The following is a 19435-nucleotide window of genomic DNA, read 5'->3' on the forward strand; positions in this document are numbered from 1 at the left end:
CGACGCTCGATACCTTGAGCGGCAACAATACTACTTAGCTTCATCCCCAAAACCGGAAGAACGCAAGGCATGATGTTAAGAATTAAACCGCCGAGCAACGCGAATAGAAAAACACTCGTTAGAGACGTGCTCGGCAGCGGTTCAACTATTGCCTCAGCAGTTGCTTGAGTGGTTTCTTCTGCTAGTAAATTGGTGTCTTTGATGGTCACAAACAGCGACTGACCATCTAACTCCACATCGCCCAGCCAAGTATCAACGATATAGCTCGTGGTGACGATGTTTCCTTCTTGATGCATTCCTTCAAGCTTGAAGCTATAGTCTCGCGTTGCTTCACCGACACCATCCACCAGCACTTGTGGTTGTTGCCAACCCTGACTGTTCTTTAGCGTGATTTGTAGTTTCGATTGGTTCGCATCCCAACTCGCCTGAGTAACATCAATAAACGGCGATGGCTGCGGCACGTTACTCACTGCTTGAGCGTAACTGAACATCCCGTCTTCATCGACTTTTAGATCAGAAGGCAAGAACGTCAATTGAATTTGATAGTCCGTCAGCACACAAATCGTCGTACAAGAAGAAAGTGTCAGTACCGCATCAATCGTGACAGGTTTGGACATGTCTTCGACGTGCAGCGTCATGGGGAACAAAGTGTCGCCTTTGTACCCAAGAGTCTCGATACCTAATAGTTCGAATTTTTGTGGGTGCGGCCATTGCCAATCCACTTTGGATAAATTTTGTGAATTTTGCCAATCAATAGAGGGTGCTACGCCGCCCTCACCAGGTGAACGCCAGTAAGTTTTCCAGTCCCCAGCCAACTTGACGTCCAGATAACCAGTGATTGTTTTGGCTTGCGGATCTTGTTGACCAGTGAGCACAAAGCGCGTTTGCACTGGAGGATGTTGTGGGTTGGTCAGCCAACCTGTATCAGTAGTTTGAGCTGAAATACTCAGAGAGAGCAAACTCAAAGCAAGCGTCATAAAAAACATGGACGCAAACTGAGTCAGTTTAGTAATTTGATTCATAGTGATTCCTAGTTAAAAGACAAAGGTGCTAAATAACTGACGCTAGTGGTCAGAAAGCACGCTTTTATTCTCGGAACACACAGAAAGTCAGATGGACTCGATACTTACGGCCTATCGGTTCCGTCCAATGTTGCGCACCAATATAGGCACTGCACAACCAAATTGCCGAAGCAAAAAGACCGACAAACAGAACAACAATAAATACATCGAGTTGATGTTGAGAAAACTGAATTAACTTTTCAGACAATTCGCACTTGCTAGTTTCTTTAGTATCAATCGACTTGACGCTCGAACGCTCATCAGCAAGTGAAACCGCGGGCGATTCCGTCTCATATTTCATAGAGCATGACGATGCAAAGCCTGAATTTTGCATCAGACACACAACGACCACCCAGCCAATAATCGCCAGTAGCCATTTTGCCCGCTTATGTGGCGTGTGATGTCGTTTAGTCAACAAACTCATAAGAATTCAGATAAAGTAAGAACTAAGAAGATAATACGCGAGTCGTCATAAAGCTCAAGTTGTATCCTCTAAATAACCTTAAGAGGCTTCACTCGGTAACCTTTAATCTAGCTTGCCATAAATATATGCCAACTCTGCGACGGTTTTTGCCGAGAACTTCTTCAATAGATTAGCTCGGTGTACTTCAACCGTTCGCATTGCTATGCAAAGTTCGTCAGCAATACGAATGTTGCGCTTTCCTTCAATAATCAAACGTAAAATGTCTTTTTCTCTAGGTGTGAGCGATTCATAAGCCGATTTAGCTGCTGCCATATCGAGGTTTGTGGCAGACTGCGCCTGTCCCTGCAAAATGGCTCGTGCCAGTTCATCGCCTTTGACTGGTTTTTGGAAGAAATTGACCGCCCCAGCTTGCAATGCATCGACCGCCATCGGAACATCACCATGCCCTGTCAGATAAATAACGGCTAACGGGCTGTTGGCTTTATTTAAAATTTGGTGCACTTGCTGACCACGAAGGTTGGGCATTCGGCTATCAAGGATCACGCATCCGGCCTGATGAATGTCCACTTTATCGAGAAAAGATTGCCCATCAGCAAAAGTCGTCACGTTGAAGTCATGCTCTTCCAGCATAAAAGCGAGCGAGTCACGCACCGATTCATCATCATCGACTACAAAAACAGGTAGCTGCTTTTCACCGCTGCTCATTGAACGCTCCTATGCCTAGTTCAGATTAGTTTTGATATGGAAACACAAGCTCAACCAAACAACCATGTGGTGCTGTCGAGCTGATGACAAACTCGCCACCATGCATTTCCATCACATCGCGACAAATGGCTAACCCCAGCCCAAGCCCTTCTTCTTTGCTACTCACAAACGCTTGAGTCGGATTCTCTTGCTGCAACCCTGTACCATTGTCTAACACTCGAATGGAAAGTTGATTGACTTGGTAGTCACTATGCAGGGCAATTTTACCTTGATAACCTGACGAGTGATATTTCTCTTGGAACAAAGTACACGCATCAATCGCGTTACTGATCACATTAACTAAAACCTGTTGAACGCCCACAGCGTCGACAAGTACCGGACGGACGTTCCCTTCTATACTGGTCACAATCGAAATATTTTGCTTCTTCATTCGAAAATGGAGCAACTCAATCGTGTCATCAATGAGTACTTGAGGATCGCACGGCGCTTTGTCGACACTACGCTTGCGGATCAACGTTCTTAAGCGCTGAATAATTGCATCGGCTCGTTCAACTTGGCCCTGTATTTTCTCAAGCACTGGGACAATATCTTCATGAGGGCGCTTTTTGGCCAAGCGAAGTAAACCGCCTTCACTGTAATTACGAATGGCCGCCAATGGCTGATTGAGTTCATGGGCAAGACTAGTGCCGATTTCTCCGACAATCGCGACTCTTTGTGAGTGTTCTAACTGTTCGCTTTTCTCTTTTAATCGTAACGATGTCTGCTCCAACGCTTGCTTACTCTTGCTAAATCGATACTCAAGCCAAAAGTGGTACGCGTTCAACACAATAACAAACATGAACAGCGCCCATGCCCATTCTTGATGACTACGCAGCCAGCGCAATGCTTCTTGCCACCAAGGTTGTTGCAACGGATGGAGATCCAACGCCTGATAAAGTTTGTCGATGCTCAGCAAGCTGACGGGGGACGTCCAACCTGACGCGCCTGCCGCAATAACCGCAGGGTGTTCAGGTGGCATCGCTAACAATACTTGCGCAATCTGTTTGGCAATCTGAGCTGAGCCGCGCTCTGTTTTGGCAAATGACCAGTTAGGATAAAGCGGTGTGGAAACAGCGCATAACGAGCGCTCGTTCGGCTGTTGATTTAAAACTCGGTAATTACCCGGTTGTAAAAGCCCTTCACTTAACATCTGTTCCAATAAACAAGCAGGGACGACGGCCGCTTCCACATTGCCATCACGTAATTGATACAGGTTGGCATCAATAGGAAAACCAAGATAGCGGACATCGGAAAAGAAATCGTTTGGATTAAGCCCCATTTTGACTATTTGATAGCGCATCGTTAGATAACCACCAAAGGCTTTTTCTGATACCGCCGCAACGGGACGTCCTGAGACATCTTGCACCGTTTGATAACTTGAATTGGCTCGAACCACAAGCGCCGAACCAATTCCGTAATTCGAGTTTTGTGGTGCTCTGCTGGTTAGCGTTGCCATCCACGACAGCGCGTATTGCCTGCCCAACCGCACTGCTTGACCTGGGTTGGTTAAGATGAAATCCATGGTCTGAAACTTCACCGCTTCGCCCATTTCATCCAAGTTAAGGGGATGAAGAACAAAATGCACATCGGAAATTTGCTGATTGAGCCAATCAATGGTCGGTTGCCATCTCTGCTCGGCATAAAGATGACCACGTATCGCTAACACGCCCACTTCGACTTTTTTCTTGACCTGTGGCTGCTCTGCTTTTTGCTCTTGCAGATCTGCTTGTTCAGAAACTGCGCCGTGAGCCAAAGATGCAAAGGCAACTAAGCAAAGAATCCAAAGCTGAAGCCACAGTGCTTTTTTCATGATGAGTCGAATCGTTCCGTCAAGAGAGTACGACAAGAATAACAGCTACCTTCCCTAAACCACATTTGTTTTAGATCAAGTTTGATCTGGGTATGTGGAAATCCACAATATAAGCCTCGCAGTGCATTTCTCACAATGGAATCAGTCAATTCAAATACAACAAAAAAGCAGGTGAGTTATGGATTCCACCAAACGTCGCTTTCTCAGCGCGGTCACAGCCGGAGCCGCGTTAATTCCAGTCGCAGGCATTGGCACGGCAACTGCGGGAAACATTATTCGAAATAACCAGTCCGCTGACCGAAAAGGACAAGTCGGGAAGCGTTATGCCATGGTGATAGATTTGCGTAAATGTGTCGGATGCCAGGCTTGCACTGTGGGTTGCAGCATCGAGAACCAAGCGCCTATCGGTCAATTCCGAACCACCGTAAAGCAATACGAAGTTACGTTAGATGATGGCTCTACCACGCGAGAAGCAAAAGCCTTTATGCTACCGCGCCTTTGTAACCACTGCGACAACCCACCTTGCGTGGCAGTGTGTCCGGTTCAAGCAACCTTTCAGCGCAAAGATGGCATTGTCATGGTGGATAACAGCCGCTGCGTCGCCTGCGCGTACTGCGTACAAGCTTGCCCTTACGATGCTCGCTTTATCAATGAAGACACCCTCACCGCAGATAAATGTACCTTCTGTGCTCACCGTCTAGAACAAGGTCTATTGCCTGCCTGCGTGGAAACCTGTGTTGGCGGTGCACGTGTAATTGGTGATTTGAATGATCCATCAAGTGAAGTCCGCCACTTAATTGCGAAGCACCAAGACGATATCAAAGTGCTAAAACCCAATGAAGGCACCAAGCCTCACGTGTTTTACATCGGCATGGATGAACGCTTCACCAGCCACATCGACGGACAACCTGCTATTTACGACCCACAGGGAGAGCGCGCATGAACATCACCGAAGTGTTAGTCCAACCTCAAGCGATGGCTTGGCTCCCGTGGGCGGTGCAATATTTCTTCTACATCGGTTCGGCTTATGCGGCTGCTGTTTTATTCCTAATCGCCCTATTATTTGAAAAACACACCAGTCACAGACTGCGCGCTGCGCTTGTTCTGACGCTGGCCATCGGCGCCATCGTGGGGCCATTAGCGTTAACTGGCGACCTTCACCAACCGGGACGCGCATGGCATTTTTACGCACACATCACTCCGTGGTCATGGATGTCTTTAGGGTCGCTTTTCTTGCCTGTTTTCTCAGGTTTAGCGGTAGTGACTGCATGGCTGTATCTCCGCGAGGATCTTATCGCACTGCGAAATCAACCGGGAAAAGTCCTACCTCTGTTATCTAAGTTGTCGCTTGGTGAATGGGCTATTTCTCACAAAGTGATGCTCACAATATCTGCAATCACCGTGTTATCAGGCTTAACCATCGCCCTTTATACTGGAGCTGAAATTGCAGTCGTTCAATCGCGCCCTTTATGGCACCAACCCGCGTCACCAATTCTTTGGTTTGTCACTGCATTTATGGGCGCGGTCGGATTTTCTCTGTTGATTTGGCTCTTGCTGCCTAGTCAGTCAAAGACGCTGACATCTGGCGATACTAATTTACTTAAAAAATCAGTGGTTACCAGCGGTGTATTAACGCTGATACTGCTACCGATTTGGGCATCCAACAATTCCGCATTTTCGCTCTATTCTAGCGAACAATGGATGCACAACATTGCCCTGCTCACTTTTGTCGTTTTAGGTTGTGTTTTGCTCGCCTTCATCTTCTTGCGCGATACCCAAAAGTCCACATCAGCCAGATTTCGTCACGTCATAGGGCTCAGTTTTGTGTCTGCTGCCGCACTGGCAAGTGCATGGCTGATTCGCTGGTTTACCATCATGGAAGTGCAAACCATCGCCAAGTTCGATGCAGGGCTGTATCCATACCAACTCACTATGGATGGAAATGGCTGGATAGGCATTATCGGCATGCTCGGATTATGGCTTGCACTGGCACTGCTCGGTTCGGAGCTGGTTCAGCCAAAACAAAAGATCGAAGTAAAAGCCTCATCACTCACCTTAACTGAACGCTAATCAAAGAGGATTTCATCATGGATAACAAACGCCGTCAGTTTTTGAAATCAGGCATTGCAGTGGGTGGGCTTGGCGCATTCGCTGCGGGTTACGCCACCACCACCAAACACATGGTCGAGGGTGCGCTCGAAGGCACTGCGGGAGAAAAAACGCGTGATATTCACCACGGTAACTCGCTTGAACCAGAGTACACGGTCAACAGCAAAGGCAACCTAATCCCTAATCCAAATCAGCGCGTTGCGCCATCGATGTGTTTTGGTTGTTGGTCACTGTGCGGATTGCGTGTACGCATTGATAACCGCAGCGACGAGATTTTGCGCATTACTGGCAACCCATATCACCCACTCTCTCATCAGCAACACATGCCGTTCGAAACGCCAGTCAAAGATGCTTATTTAAGTTTGGCAGGAGAAGCGGGCCTTGACGGTCGTTCAACAGCATGCGCACGTGGCAATGGGATGCTAGAAATTCGCAACAGCCCGTACCGCATTACTCAGCCACTGAAACGAGTTGGAAAACGCGGCGAAGGAAAATGGATTCCGATCAGCTACGAGCAATTGATAGAAGAAGTCGTAGAAGGTGGTGATTTATTTGGTGAAGGCCATGTTGATGGCTTACGCGACATTCGCGATTTAACAACGCCCGTTGATCCTGAAAACCCAGAATATGGACCGAAAGCCAACCAACTGTTAATGACCAACGCCGGTAACGAAGGCCGAGACGACATATTCAAACGCTTCGCGTTCAACAGCTATGGTACGCGTAACTTTGGGCATCATGGCTCTTACTGCGGCTACGCATTTCGTGCTGGCAGCGGCGCATTCATGAACGATTTAGATAAGAACGCGCACTTGAAGCCAGACTTTGATAACGCGGAATACATCATCTTCATCGGAATGTCACCAGCTCAAGCGGGTAACCCTTTTAAGCGTCAGGCGCGCCAACTCGCCAATGCGCGAACAGAAGGTAGCTTGGAATACACCATCATCACACCAAGTTTGCCTGCTGGTTCATCGAGCTTGGCTGCCGGTGACAACAACCGCTGGGTACCAATCAAACCAGGCACCGACTCTGCCCTCGTGCTTGGCATGAACCAGTGGATCATCGAAAACCAACGCTACAACAAAACCTTCTTGGCGCAGCCGGGGGCAAACGCGATGAAACGAGCCGGCACCGCGCACTGGTGTAATGCTACGCATCTCGTGATAAGCGATAATCAGCACCCGAGAAACGGCACGTTTTTACGCGCGTCGGACTTGAATCTGCCATTCGAGGGCGAAGCGTTGTCTGACTCCGACCCGTACGTCATCGTGGATGAGCAAAGCGGCGAATTTGGTGTTCATACCCAAGCTGAGGAAGCGGCACTGTTTGTCGATAAAACGGTTTCGCTTGCATCGGGCGAAGTGCGCGTAAAATCGTCTCTACAAAGACTCAAAGAAGAGGCGTTCAAATACAGTCTTGAGTTCTACAGCCAACAATGTGAAATCCCTGTCGAACAAGTTGTTGAACTAGCAAAGCGCTTCACCAGTCACGGAACAAAAGCGGTGGTCGATACCCACGGTGGCAACATGCACACCAATGGGTTCTATAACTCGTTTACCATCATGATGCTCAATGCGTTGATTGGTAACATAAATATGAAAGGCGGCGCGATGGCCAAAGCGGGTGGCTACCCAACTTCCGCTGCGGGTCCTCGTTACGACTTCACCAAATTTGCTGGCAAAGTCGGCCCGAAAGGCGTCTTTTTGTCGCGCAGTAAATTCCCCTACCACAAAACAAGCGAATACAAACGTCGCGTTGAGGCAGGTGAATCCCCTTATCCAACTCGCGCGCCTTGGTATCCGTTTGCCGCGCCACTGCTGACAGAGCACCTATCTGCGGCTATTGATGGTTATCCATACCGCGTTAAAGCGTGGATCAATCACATGGCGAACCCAATGTATGGTGTACCCGGTTTGAAAGCGCTGCTGGAAGACAAGCTTAAAGATCCAAAACAACTCGGTTTGATTGTGTCTGTTGATGCGTTCATTAACGAAACCACCGCATTGTCGGACTATATTGTGCCGGACACGGTCACCTACGAAAGCTGGGGTATGGCAACGCCTTGGCACGACGTTCCGGTGAAAACCGTCACCGCTCGCTGGCCGATTGTGGGAGCGCGAACAGAGAAAACCGCCGATGGTCGTTCAATTTGCTTAGAAAACTTTTTGATTGATGTCGCCAAGAAAATGCAACTAGGCGGCTTTGGTGACAACGCGATTCAAGATGCGCAAGGGAATTGGCACGCCCTCCACAGCGCTGAAGATTTCTACTTACGTTCCGCGGCAAACTTGGCTTATGTGAAAGGCGGGGTGCCTGAAGTTTCGGCAGAAGACATTGCGTGGTCCGGCCTAGAGCGTTTAATGCCAGCCATGCAGAAGACGCTGACAGCGGATGAGATGAAACGTGTGGCGTTTATTTTTGCTCGCGGTGGACGTTTCGAAAATGCAACCGAAGCGTATCAAGGTGAGCAAATGAAGCACAAATGGACACGACCTGTCGCGATATGGAATGAACGTGTCGGCAGCGCAAGAAACACCATGACCGGTGATTTCTACACGGGTTGCCCAACATGGCATCCACAAAAACTGGCCGATGGCACACCAATGGAAGACCAGTTCCCAAGCTCAGAATGGCCTTTCAGCCTGACGAACTTTAAATCCAACATTCACAGTGCGGTATCCAACCTATCGCCAAGGTTGAACTCGATTAAAGGCGTAAACCCAGTGTACATCCATCCAATCGATGCCGAGCGCGCAGGCATTAAAACGGGTGATGAGTTTGTTATCGAGACACCATCTGCAAGCACCAAAGCACTTGCGATGATAGTCAGCGGGATTCGCCCTGGCACACTCGGATTTGAACATGGGTTTGGTCATACCGAGCTAGGACAACGCTCGCACTGGATCGGCGATAAACAACAACCCGTAAAAACACGCAGCCAAGATGGCGTCAATATTAACGACATTGGCTTAATTGACCCTACTCGAGAAGGCAAAGGCGTGTTGTTGGATTGGGTAGTGGGCGCGGCGGCACGTCAGTCCCTGCCAGCCAAAATCCGCAAAGCGTAACGCCGCACGTTAAGACGTCTCTACCACTTAGAGCTGCCGATTTGTGCAGCTCTTCACCACTTTGTTTTTATCGCTTATAGAACAACCAATAAAAACAAATACGGCCATTTACACTTATTAAATATGTGGAAATCCACAATACCTTTCATTATTGACAAGGCCGACAATATCGTCCATGTGACTACCAAGTAGCACTTAGACATATTAATAAAAATTAAAGTGAGTCAGCATGTCAAAAATTCTTCCAGTGGTGGTGGCCTGTTTGTTAGCAACCACTATGGGCGCAAGCGCCTCGTCTATTCCGGAAAAAGCCAGCGTATGTAGCGGTTGTCACGGCCAAGATGGCATGGGACAGCCAAATATCGCGCCGATGATCGCTGGTTTAAACGCGAATTATCTCAACACTCAAATCGAACTATTCCTTAGTGGCGAACGCCAAAATGTGGTCATGCAAGGCATGGCGAAGGAACTCAGCGATCCCGCAGACCGTAAGGAAGTTATGGAGTACTTTGCTAACCTCCCGAGCTATGAGTTCACGAATCCAGAACAACGCGGCGACCAAGCTGATATTCGTAACCCGTATCGTAAATTAATTTTCCAAGGCGATTGGGATAGAAATATTCCAGCTTGCGCAACTTGTCATGGAGCCAGCGGTATGGGCGTCGACAAGTTCCCTCGCCTCGCAAGCCAACATGCTGATTACTTAAAAACGCAATTGATGGCATGGAAAAACGGCACTCGCAGTGGCGACCCGCTCAATATGATGGGGACCATCGCAAAAAATCTCACTGACAAAGAGATCGAAAATCTTGCTTACTACTTTGCCTCATTACGTTACTAGGAGCAGTCATGAAACGTTTCTATTCTTTGTTCGCACTGCCTTTCATTTCTACGCTCGTACTAGCTAGCGATCCATTACCGGACCGCCAGAAAGAGCTACCTGCGATAGAAAAAGAAAATCACGGTGAATACTTAAAACCGCGTGATCTCAGCACAATCCCAAACACCGCATTTGGTGAGCAAGTAAAACGCGGTTACTCGCTCTTTGTTAACTCACAACAAATGCGCGGAAAATACGTTGGCAACGAACAAAACTGTGTGAACTGCCATATGGAGGCAGGACGAAAAGCAAACGCTGCGCCACTGTGGGCAGCTTACATGGCATACCCGGCATATCGTAAGAAAAACGATCGCGTAAACAGCTATGCTGACCGTATCCAAGGTTGTTTCGAGTATTCCATGAACGGTAAAGCGCCCGCTTACGATTCGACAGAAATTGTTGCCCTTAGTGCTTACGCCTACTGGTTAGCGATGGGCGGCTTGCTTGACAAACATGGTATGGCGGATGAGCCCATTCCAGAACTAGACGCAAAAACGTTGCAAATTGGTGGAAAAGCAAAAGACTTCCCGTTGCCCGAAGCCATCGCACAAGCATTACCAATTGAAAAGCGGGGTAATCTCTCTGGGCGAGGCTACCCAAAAATCGCCGCCCCTGAGCAAGAACCATCAATAGAGCGAGGCGCACTGGTCTACGAAAAGAACTGTGAAACTTGCCATCGCGCCGACGGTTCAGGCATCAAAGACACCAACGACCATTCATACATTCCACCACTTTGGGGCGAATATGCGTATAACTGGGGCGCAGGTATGCACCGGATTAACACTGCAGCCTATTTTATTTACGAAAACATGCCGCTTGGGAAAAGTGTGCAGCTGACAGAGCAAGAAGCTTGGGATGTCGCAGCATACGTCAACAGCCATGAGCGTCCACAAGATCCTCGATTCAAAGGCAATGTCACCGCAAACGCGGAGAAATATCACCAGCACCAAGGCTATTACGGCAAAACGCTCAACGGTACGCAAGTCGGCTCCAATGCCTTTAAGAGCGGAACGGTCAAGTAAAGTACAACTAAGCACCTTAAATAAAATGCTCTTTTTCCCTGCTCAGATTATCTGGGCAGGGTTACTTACCCTTAAAAACAAGTAATTACCCCTCCACAGACAAGCAATATCACATTATTTTCGGCTTCCAACATACTCATCTTCGCCGTAAAATCTTGTACCAAACGCGACTTCGTTTATGTCTTAGATCTCCCATATGCTCTAATGCCAAAAGTAAGAAACTCGTAAACTCCTGAATCAAAACAAGCGTGCCTAGTGAAAAAAGAGTATTCTTAAAGCAAATGAATCTAAAACCTACCCGATGAGTATTCAACCTAATTCCCGTCAGTTAATTTCATGCGAAGAGTGCGGCCTTGTTGTTCGCATTCCCGATATCGAACAGGGGCAAAAAGCACAATGTCCTCGATGTTCGCATTCGCTGACTAAAGTGAATGCCAAGCCTTACCAAAGCGTGATCGCCATATCATCGGCATGTTTGATCATGTTAGTGCTAAGCATTTCTTTCCCTTTTATGTCGTTCAGCGTGCAAGGGTTGTCGCAAGAAATCACCTTGTTGCACGCTGCCAAAATGCTGGCTGAGTTTCAAAATGTGCTTTTGGGTGTGCTGCTACTCGCAACAGTTATCGTTTTGCCTGCAATCTATGTTGGTCTCATTCTCTTTCTTCACCTTGAAGCATTAAAAGCACGTAAACATACCCCCTCTAAAAAGCAGCAACGAATGGCAAAAGTTTTATGCCGTCTTCTGTTTCGAGTCGAACCTTGGTTAATGGTGGATGTATTTTTGATTGGCGTGTTGGTCAGCTTAATTAAAATCGCTTCCCTCGCAGACATAGGAATGGGCACTTCATTCTGGGCGTTTTGTGTATATACCGTTCTGGTAGTCAAATGCATATCAATGGTCGACAAAAGCTGGCTCTGGGGGCACTTTATTCCAGCTATCGAGCTACCTGATGTAAAAGAGGGTGATACGCACCATAACCACAACCATATTGGTTGTCATACGTGCCACCAGCTCAACCCTATTGAAGCTAAAAAACACCAACACTGCATTCGTTGTAAAAGCCCTATTCACAAATACAACCCCGCAGACAATTTACAAAAAGCTTGGGCGCTTTTGTTTGCTTCAATCATTTTCTATATCCCTGCGAACCTCTACCCTATGATGTACACCGTAAGCCTTGGACATGCAGAAGGTTCGACTATCATGGAGGGGGTAATATTGCTTTGGCATTTAGGTTCTTACCCTATTGCGATGGTAATTTTCTTTGCTAGCGTATTTATTCCAATGGCGAAAATGCTGGCACTCGCGTGGCTGTATTACAATGCGCAAAAAGCGCGATATCTTCCGCACGAAGAGAGTATTTCACGCTTAAAGATCTACCGCATAACTGAGTTTATTGGCCGTTGGTCCATGATCGATATCTTCGTCGTCGCGATCTTAGTTGCACTGGTTCAGCTGCAAAACTTAATGGCGATTTATCCAGGTCCTGCTGCGCTCTCTTTCGCGGCAGTGGTCATTTTTACTATGCTTTCTGCAATGATATTTGACTCACGTTTGTTGTGGCAATTGCCACAAAACGAAGTGCAGGAGCCGATTTCTGACAACTTAAACGAGAAAGCCAAATATGAGTGATGAGAACAACGTAACCGCTCAAATAAAACCGCAAAAGCAGATTTCTGCGATATGGATTGTCCCGATCCTTGCGCTAGCCATGGGAGCGTGGATGCTGTTCCAATATATCAACAGTACAGGCCCACAAATTACTCTCCAACTGCCAACCGCAGATGGGATTGAGGTTGGCAAAACCGAAATCCGAGCATTGAATGTAAAAGTCGGACTGATTACTGAAGTCACTCTCAGTGAAAATTACGATCACATCATCGCTAAGGCACAAATGAACAAGGATGCAGAACGCATGCTGCGAGATGACACCATGTTTTGGGTTGTGAAGCCTCGTATTGGCCGTGATGGCGTTTCAGGTTTAGAGACCTTGCTCTCTGGCGCTTATATCCAACTTCAGCCGGGTAAATCTAAGATAGAGAAAGAGCGCTTTACGGTCTTAGATGTTCCCCCAGTCGCCTCTCCTGATGCAGAGGGGTTACGCCTTGTGTTAACACACCGCGAGGCGGGTAAGCTAGGCGTTGGTGACCCCGTCATTTATAAAGGCTTTACGGTTGGTCGTGTAGAGAAAACCAGCTTTGATGTTGACACTCGCAAAGCGTTATACCAACTCTTTATTTTCAAGCCTTATGACAGCTTAGTGCGCACTCGTACCAAGTTCTGGCTGAATTCTGGCGTAGATTTACAGCTCAACGCTGAAGGGTTCGAAGTCAAGTTTGGCTCATTAGAGAGCATGCTAACGGGTGGTGTTACCTTCGATACCGTTCCAGGTCTTGAATCCGGTGAACAGCTCACTGAAAATATGGTCAACTTCCGCTTGTACGATGATATTAAACAACTTCGAGAAGGCATGTACGATGATTATATTGAATTCGTTATGCTTTTTGATGAATCGGTACGAGGACTTAAACGTAAGGCACCTGTCGAATATCGAGGCTTGAGAATTGGTACTGTGATGCGTGTACCAATGCGACTTCCAACCCCAGAAGAGAACTTTTCTGCGAAAAAAATCCCTGTATTGGTACGTATCGAGCTCGGCCGTGTTTATGGCGATTTCCAATCCCAATCTTTACCAATGTTAAAAGATAAATTGAAGAGTGAGTTTGCTAAAGGCCTACGTGGTACTTTAAAAACAGGTAACTTATTAACAGGCGCACTGTATGTTGACGCCGACTTCTATCCAAACGACGAGCCTTACGTACCGAGTAAGTTTGCTGATTTAGATGTTTTCCCAACCATGCGTGGTGGTTTTGCGCAGGTTCAGCGCCAAGTGAACGACTTCCTAAATAAGATTAATAACTTACCAATGGAAGAAACACTAGACTCTCTCAATTCAACGTTAAAAACGTCTGAAAAAACGTTAGCTTCAGCAGAACGCGTGGCGGACAGTATTGATAAACTTTTGAATCAAAAAGAGACGCAAGAGATCCCAACAGATATTCGCCAAAGCTTACAGCAATTACAAAAAACACTCGATGGTTATGGGCCCAACTCAACCATGTACAGCGAAATGGAAGCCACGCTAAAAGAATTAGAAAGCGTGATGACAGAGTTTAAACCCGTACTTAAACAGCTAAACGAAAAGCCAAACTCTCTCGTGTTTGGAGAAGATGAAATCAGTGACCCAATACCAGTTAAAGGCAAAAACTAATGAAACGAGTATTCTTTCTGTCTATCGCGCTATTTGTCGGTCTAACGGGTTGCAGTAGCGCTCCGCAAACTAAAGGAGCTATGTACCTTCTACCTAAGGCGGAACCAGTGACGCTGAGCTCTTCTGATATCGCTCAGCGCCCAACTTTAGTTGTTCGTCCAGTGACATTGGCGAGTTATTTGAATGATAATGGCATTGTTTATCGAACCTCTGAGACCCAAGTTATTCAGGCGAAGCACAATCAATGGGCGCACAGTATTTCTGAGCAAATCACTCAGAGAGTCGTCGCGGAACTACGTCACAAGCAAAGTCATTACTGGCCGACTGAAATGAATAATCTGTTGGATCAAAGCGGTGAAGCCAAACTCCAGCTTACGTTAAATAAATTTAATGGCAGCTACAAAGGTAATATCGAAATTGAGGGGGAATGGTTACTCATTAATGCCGAAGGTAAGGTAGAAAACAGCGCGCCAATACAAATCTCACAGCCACTTCAAGATGAGGGCTATGAAGCGCTCGTCAACGCTTTATCCATAGGCTTAGAAAGCCTAACCTCAGACATTGCCAAACAACTCTAAGTCAATGTTAATTACAGGGAAGCAAGTTGCTTCCCTTTTTTATGCAGAGTGTAGCGACTTCTACTAAGCTGAAAGCTGACGAAAAGCCGAAAAGCCGAAAAGGAAATTGGATGAAACCATGTAACCTGCTATCACTCTCCTCACTCATTCTTGTATTACCTACATCAGTAGCGCTCTCAGCCGAGACACAAGAATCTCGTTGGCGAAATAGCATAGAAGTGTACATGCTAGGACTGAATATCCACGGGGATACCAGTATTGGTCGCTTTTCATCAGAGGTGGATGTCGATCCTAAGTTCATCGTAGACCACCTCGATATTGGGGCGATGTTGCGATTCGAGAGTATTTACCAAAGTAAGTGGGGCTACTACATAGATTATAGTTTCATGAACTTAAGTGGTGATGTTAATAATATCAAGGGCGCTCTGCCTAACGCTCGTTATCGTGCGGACATCGAAATACGGCAAGGTGTTCTAGAAGCAAAGGCATTCCAACGCGAACAATATTCATTTGGTAAACTGGATTATATGTTTGGATTACGTTGGTGGGACAATGACATCACCGGCAAGCTGTATCGTAATGACAACCGGGTACTAGAAGATAGACTGTCATTACAAGAAGATTGGGTCGATTTTTTAGTTGGCTTGCGACTCATTGATGAATTGAGCGAAAACTGGCGATTTCATGCCAGCATCGACGCCGGACTTGGCAACGATACTCACTTCACTTATGCCATTCAAACTGGTGTTCGTTATCGCTTTAACGAATGGTCTGATCTCAACTTAGCTTACAAGTCGACCTGGGTCGATTACAAAAATGAAGAGGTATTTGAATATGATACGGCTTCTCAAGGGCTTTTAGTCGGACTTGGCTTTTACTTTTGATTAGGTTGAACCCTAGCCTATATTCAAGCGTTGTAACTTGTACCAACTCTAGGTACACGTCTAGTGCCACGTTACAGATGCTTAAATAAGGCAAATTGATCTTCATCAGACTATAAATTGCTCTTCGGTGCTACTCTCTGTCACAAAATATAAAACCCCACTCTATGACCTCATATAGGTCTTGTTGATAAGGTTCCCGAGTAGCAATGTCGATTAACATTTCCGATTTAACCACCGCCCTAAATAAGGTGGAGCATATTCATAAAGTGCAGCTTGAAAACGTACATCAGTTCTTCAAAGCAAACGAAGCTTTCTCGTTGCAAACATTCAGCCAGCTGATATCAAGCGACTCGCTTGATGATCGATTTAAAACCATCGATAAAGCGTTCTCTTTGCTTGGTGATGCAAAAACCTACCTTTTAGAAGCGTCTTACCTTATTAAGTAAAAAAGAAAGCCCCGATAAAATTCATTACCGGGGCTATCATTTTCTATCTAAACTACTGATTTACAATTTGTAACGATCATCAATTACCGTTAATTCTGGGAAGGTTTTACCCTCGTCCATCGCTTCTTCTGTCTCTTCTTTTACTTGGTTATCAATCCAGAAATTACCGATATCCATTGGATGAAGCACCCATTCTGTCGCTTTTGTCATGCCGTTTTTAGGAATTTTAACCCAGCGCCAATGAGCAACTCGAGAATAAGGCACCATGTAGCCAGGAACGATGATGTTCGCTTTGCTGACATAGTTTTGGATTTGATGCGACAAGTCGTAACGCTTCTCCTGATCAAACTCAGAATCATACGCTTCAATTAACTTGTCTAGCTCAGGGCTGCTGTAGTTGGTGTGAGCATTCGTTTGTGGTCGATTTGCATTATCCGAGTGTAGGTATTCCCAATACGCAGGGATCTCACCAGAGCCCATATTCAAAAACGCTAGCTGATGCTTTTTCTCAAGAATGTATTTAAACGCAGATGAGCCATCCACCAAGTTTAACGTGAACTCAAGACCAGCAAGTTTCGCTTGCTCTTTCAGGTATGCAATACGCGGTGTCCAAGAGTTGTATCCATAGGTGATAGCAAAGCTCAAGCGTTGGCCCTTGTCGTTAATACGAATACCATCTGCGCCCACTTTGTCAAAGCCCGCTTTTTCGAAGTGTTTAACCGCCGCATCAGCATCAAACTTTGGCGGTGTATTGTTAGGATCATCGTATTCGCCATGACCAAAGCCGAGTCCATGCGGTTTACGTGAATAATCTCCACGCATGATGTTTTCAATCATGCCGTCATAGTCAGTGGCTGCCATAACACCTTTACGCACTTCTAGGTTATCCAACATCGGCATCGCTGTGTTCATCCAAAGACCACCAGCTCCTTGCGGTGCTTCGTTAAAGCCCCAGTACTTTTGGATATAGCCTTTTTTGTACACATCACTATTGGTTTTGTCATGCCAAAAGCTTGGTAGCACCATCTCAAAGTAGTCTAAGTTGCCTTTCTCAAAGTGCTTCATGGCAATATCAGGATCGCGAATTACCTTAATGCGAACTTTTTCAACGTTATAACGGTTTTTATAGTAGCGGTTGTTGTATCCCCACCAATCTTCACCGACATGTTTGAATGTCACGCTCTTACCTTTCTTCACTTGATCAATGTAGTAAGGCGCTGCGGTTGGCTCAGATTTAAAGTTAAACTTTCTGACGAAGTTATCAGGCATGCCATCGTTATTTGCGTCCTTTTCTCCTTCAAAGAAGTGTTCAGGACGAGGCTGAAAACCATTACTTGGCATGTTAATCATAACCATAAGTGAGTCATGACTTTGAGCTACAGCAAGATTGACTTTGATCGTGTAGTCATCAATTTTTTCAACACTCACAATACTGTTTGTGAAGAAGTCGTTATACCACGGGTCGATAATGTCTTTTGACGTGTAGTACTTCATCATAAAGACGTAATCATCTGCTGTAATTTTTTCACCATCTGACCACTCGGCCGTTTCGTCGAGTTTAAAGAATACGGTTTTGTTGTCCTCTCCAAATGCCCATGACTTAGCAAGTTGAGGGATCCATTTGCCAGTATTTGGATGACGCTGAGCCAGTTTTGGTGAACCATCCATTAAGTATTGGCGCAAACCTGAGTTCGCATCTGGACCAACACTTCGTAATGTTTGCGGAAAGCTCTGAATGTAAGTGCGATAGGTGCCACCTCGTACCGCCTCTTCAGAGGCAAATAGAGGTTCGTTGTTGTTTGAAATCCATTCGATATCAGCTGGCAATTCTGCCGCACTCAGTTGAAAACTGGCAGCGGTCAGTGTTGCTAGTACTGAAAATGGCAGTTTTTTAGTCATGTTTCTTCCTTGTTGTGTTTGCGCACTAAGGTCGTAACAAGGAAGACAGCGTGTGAAAGCTCACAGAAAGCTGCGATTTAAAATACGCAGATAGGAAATAATAGGAACGTAATATGAAGTGACGTCCTGCCAGCTTCTATATTAATTTCAAAGAGTTTCACTAGGTCATCCTAGACCTTACAACGCAGTGAATGCATCTTCGCCATAGTATTCTTTAGACATTTGTAACGCAAGCCATCAATAACACATGGTTGCATTTTCGAGGCATCACAGTGAGTTATGTTACAAAAGTGTGATCGACATAGTACCAAGCCCTACTTTACTCAGAATAAACCGCAGAACCTTGATCTCAATTGGCCCCGATATACCGGTTAAAGCGAGTAAATGATCAGACATAGCTGGTTAAAAGGAATGGTTGTTTACCGCGATTAGTATTTTCATTCGATGTAAAAAGTGAGGCATCTTAGCCTCACTTTTCTCCATACAATCGAGACAGTGCTTACATGTTAGATAAGCTCTCATTGATCGACTTCAGCACTTCTGCAGGATTTGACGCTTGAGTGATAGGGCGACCAATCACAAGATAATCTGAACCTGATTGGATAGCGTCTACTGGCGTCATGATACGGCGTTGATCACCTTGTTCTGAGCCAGCAGGTCGAATACCAGGGGTCACTAATTTAAATCCTTGGCCTAGTTCGCTCTTCAGTAGTGAGGACTCTTGCGCTGAACATACGACACCATCTAAGCCCGCGTTTTTGGTCAAGGTTGCTAGACGAATCACTTGCTCCTGAGGCGCAACATTCAAACCAATACCAGCTAAATCACTTTGTTCCATACTGGTTAGCACCGTTACACCGATAAGAAGTGGACGATCTTTACCATATGGCTCAAGAATTTCACGTGATGCCGTCATCATACGCTCACCACCGCTCGCGTGTACGTTCACCATCCATACACCCATTTCAGCCGCAGCGCGAACTGCTTTCGAGCAGGTGTTTGGAATATCGTGAAATTTTAAATCTAGGAATACCGAGAAACCACGTTTATGGAGTTCACGTACAAAATCAGGACCAAATAGCGTAAACATCTCCTTGCCAACTTTTAGTCGGCATGACGCAGGATCAATTCTATCTACAAACGCAAGTGCATCTGCTTGGTTATCATAATCCAGTGCGACAATAACTTTTTGGTCGATCATTTCATCTCCTAACTGTTTTGGTTCTTATTAAATA

Annotated in this window: 16 protein-coding genes; 10 read left to right on the forward strand and 6 right to left on the reverse strand. The window is 46.2% G+C overall.

Features of this window, described 5'->3' with window-relative positions; genetic code table 11:
- The 4 genes from R7041_RS11225 to R7041_RS11240 all read right to left on the reverse strand — a co-directional run.
- Positions 1–1022 (reverse strand): protein-disulfide reductase DsbD domain-containing protein (locus R7041_RS11225; protein WP_318128630.1); only part of this gene is annotated, 1022 nt, incomplete at its 3' end.
- A gap of 64 nt (positions 1023–1086) precedes the next feature.
- Positions 1087–1485 carry a hypothetical protein gene (locus R7041_RS11230; protein WP_005376702.1) on the reverse strand — a complete coding sequence of 133 codons (399 nt, stop codon included), beginning with the start codon at positions 1483–1485 and terminating at the stop codon, positions 1087–1089.
- A 102-nt stretch (positions 1486–1587) separates the two neighbouring features.
- Positions 1588–2190, reverse strand: coding sequence for a response regulator transcription factor (locus tag R7041_RS11235; protein ID WP_047103388.1), 603 nt, complete (start codon positions 2188–2190; stop codon positions 1588–1590).
- Positions 2191–2215: 25 nt separating this feature from the next.
- A complete protein-coding gene (locus tag R7041_RS11240) occupies positions 2216–4039 on the reverse strand; it encodes a sensor histidine kinase (RefSeq protein ID WP_047103390.1) in 1824 nt (607 codons plus the stop codon).
- 178 nt (positions 4040–4217) lie between these two features.
- Between R7041_RS11240 and dsrO the strand changes: the two genes are divergently transcribed.
- The 10 genes from dsrO to R7041_RS11290 all read left to right on the forward strand — a co-directional run bounded on the left by dsrO (position 4218) and on the right by R7041_RS11290 (position 16301).
- Positions 4218–4982, forward strand: coding sequence for a sulfate reduction electron transfer complex DsrMKJOP subunit DsrO (dsrO, locus tag R7041_RS11245; protein ID WP_047103392.1), 765 nt, complete (start codon positions 4218–4220; stop codon positions 4980–4982).
- Positions 4979–6109, forward strand: coding sequence for an NrfD/PsrC family molybdoenzyme membrane anchor subunit (gene nrfD, locus R7041_RS11250; RefSeq protein WP_047103395.1), 1131 nt, complete (start codon positions 4979–4981; stop codon positions 6107–6109). The genes dsrO and nrfD overlap by 4 nt, the downstream gene beginning before the upstream one ends.
- Positions 6110–6126: 17 nt before the next feature.
- Positions 6127–9219: a tetrathionate reductase subunit A gene (locus tag R7041_RS11255; protein WP_206949248.1), complete on the forward strand. Its 3093-nt coding sequence runs from the start codon at positions 6127–6129 to the stop codon at positions 9217–9219.
- Between the two features lie 277 nt (positions 9220–9496).
- Positions 9497–10060, forward strand: coding sequence for a c-type cytochrome (locus tag R7041_RS11260; RefSeq protein ID WP_370687796.1), 564 nt, complete (start codon positions 9497–9499; stop codon positions 10058–10060).
- An 8-nt stretch (positions 10061–10068) separates the two neighbouring features.
- Positions 10069–11121, forward strand: coding sequence for a c-type cytochrome (locus tag R7041_RS11265; RefSeq protein WP_206949249.1), 1053 nt, complete (start codon positions 10069–10071; stop codon positions 11119–11121).
- 301 nt (positions 11122–11422) lie between these two features.
- A complete protein-coding gene (locus tag R7041_RS11270) occupies positions 11423–12754 on the forward strand; it encodes a paraquat-inducible protein A (RefSeq protein ID WP_005376683.1) in 1332 nt (443 codons plus the stop codon).
- Complete coding sequence (gene pqiB / locus R7041_RS11275) at positions 12747–14393, forward strand: intermembrane transport protein PqiB (protein WP_017821656.1); 1647 nt, start codon at positions 12747–12749, stop codon at positions 14391–14393. The genes R7041_RS11270 and pqiB overlap by 8 nt, the downstream gene beginning before the upstream one ends.
- Positions 14393–14971 carry a membrane integrity-associated transporter subunit PqiC gene (locus tag R7041_RS11280; protein ID WP_017821657.1) on the forward strand — a complete coding sequence of 193 codons (579 nt, stop codon included), beginning with the start codon at positions 14393–14395 and terminating at the stop codon, positions 14969–14971. Before pqiB ends, R7041_RS11280 begins: the two co-directional genes overlap by 1 nt.
- Positions 14972–15081: 110 nt before the next feature.
- A complete protein-coding gene (locus R7041_RS11285; RefSeq protein WP_017633868.1) occupies positions 15082–15855 on the forward strand; it encodes a hypothetical protein in 774 nt (257 codons plus the stop codon).
- A 206-nt stretch (positions 15856–16061) separates the two neighbouring features.
- Complete coding sequence (locus R7041_RS11290) at positions 16062–16301, forward strand: hypothetical protein (RefSeq protein ID WP_005376679.1); 240 nt, start codon at positions 16062–16064, stop codon at positions 16299–16301.
- A 60-nt stretch (positions 16302–16361) separates the two neighbouring features.
- Here the strand turns inward: R7041_RS11290 and R7041_RS11295 are convergent, their stop codons facing one another.
- The gene (locus R7041_RS11295) at positions 16362–18200 is read right to left on the reverse strand and encodes an extracellular solute-binding protein (protein ID WP_005376669.1); all 1839 of its coding nucleotides are present in this window, start codon (positions 18198–18200) and stop codon (positions 16362–16364) included.
- Positions 18201–18699: 499 nt separating this feature from the next.
- On the reverse strand, positions 18700–19401 hold the full coding sequence (gene pyrF / locus R7041_RS11300) for an orotidine-5'-phosphate decarboxylase (protein WP_064368636.1): 702 nt from the start codon (positions 19399–19401) through the stop codon (positions 18700–18702).
- Positions 19402–19435: the final 34 nt, after the last annotated feature.

The sequence above is a fragment of the Vibrio sp. 1751 genome (genome assembly GCF_033339895.1).
GTDB classification, from domain to species: Bacteria; Pseudomonadota; Gammaproteobacteria; order Enterobacterales; family Vibrionaceae; genus Vibrio; species Vibrio alginolyticus.

Coding starts and splice junctions, on each gene's coding strand:
- R7041_RS11230 (WP_005376702.1), bottom strand. CDS start 1,485: ATGAGTTTGTTGACTAAACGACATCACACGCCACATAAGCGGGCAAAA.
- R7041_RS11235 (WP_047103388.1), bottom strand. CDS start 2,190: ATGAGCAGCGGTGAAAAGCAGCTACCTGTTTTTGTAGTCGATGATGAT.
- R7041_RS11240 (WP_047103390.1), bottom strand. CDS start 4,039: ATGAAAAAAGCACTGTGGCTTCAGCTTTGGATTCTTTGCTTAGTTGCC.
- dsrO (WP_047103392.1), top strand. CDS start 4,218: ATGGATTCCACCAAACGTCGCTTTCTCAGCGCGGTCACAGCCGGAGCC.
- nrfD (WP_047103395.1), top strand. CDS start 4,979: ATGAACATCACCGAAGTGTTAGTCCAACCTCAAGCGATGGCTTGGCTC.
- R7041_RS11255 (WP_206949248.1), top strand. CDS start 6,127: ATGGATAACAAACGCCGTCAGTTTTTGAAATCAGGCATTGCAGTGGGT.
- R7041_RS11260 (WP_370687796.1), top strand. CDS start 9,497: ATGGGCGCAAGCGCCTCGTCTATTCCGGAAAAAGCCAGCGTATGTAGC.
- R7041_RS11265 (WP_206949249.1), top strand. CDS start 10,069: ATGAAACGTTTCTATTCTTTGTTCGCACTGCCTTTCATTTCTACGCTC.
- R7041_RS11270 (WP_005376683.1), top strand. CDS start 11,423: ATGAGTATTCAACCTAATTCCCGTCAGTTAATTTCATGCGAAGAGTGC.
- pqiB (WP_017821656.1), top strand. CDS start 12,747: ATGAGTGATGAGAACAACGTAACCGCTCAAATAAAACCGCAAAAGCAG.
- R7041_RS11280 (WP_017821657.1), top strand. CDS start 14,393: ATGAAACGAGTATTCTTTCTGTCTATCGCGCTATTTGTCGGTCTAACG.
- R7041_RS11285 (WP_017633868.1), top strand. CDS start 15,082: ATGAAACCATGTAACCTGCTATCACTCTCCTCACTCATTCTTGTATTA.
- R7041_RS11290 (WP_005376679.1), top strand. CDS start 16,062: ATGTCGATTAACATTTCCGATTTAACCACCGCCCTAAATAAGGTGGAG.
- R7041_RS11295 (WP_005376669.1), bottom strand. CDS start 18,200: ATGACTAAAAAACTGCCATTTTCAGTACTAGCAACACTGACCGCTGCC.
- pyrF (WP_064368636.1), bottom strand. CDS start 19,401: ATGATCGACCAAAAAGTTATTGTCGCACTGGATTATGATAACCAAGCA.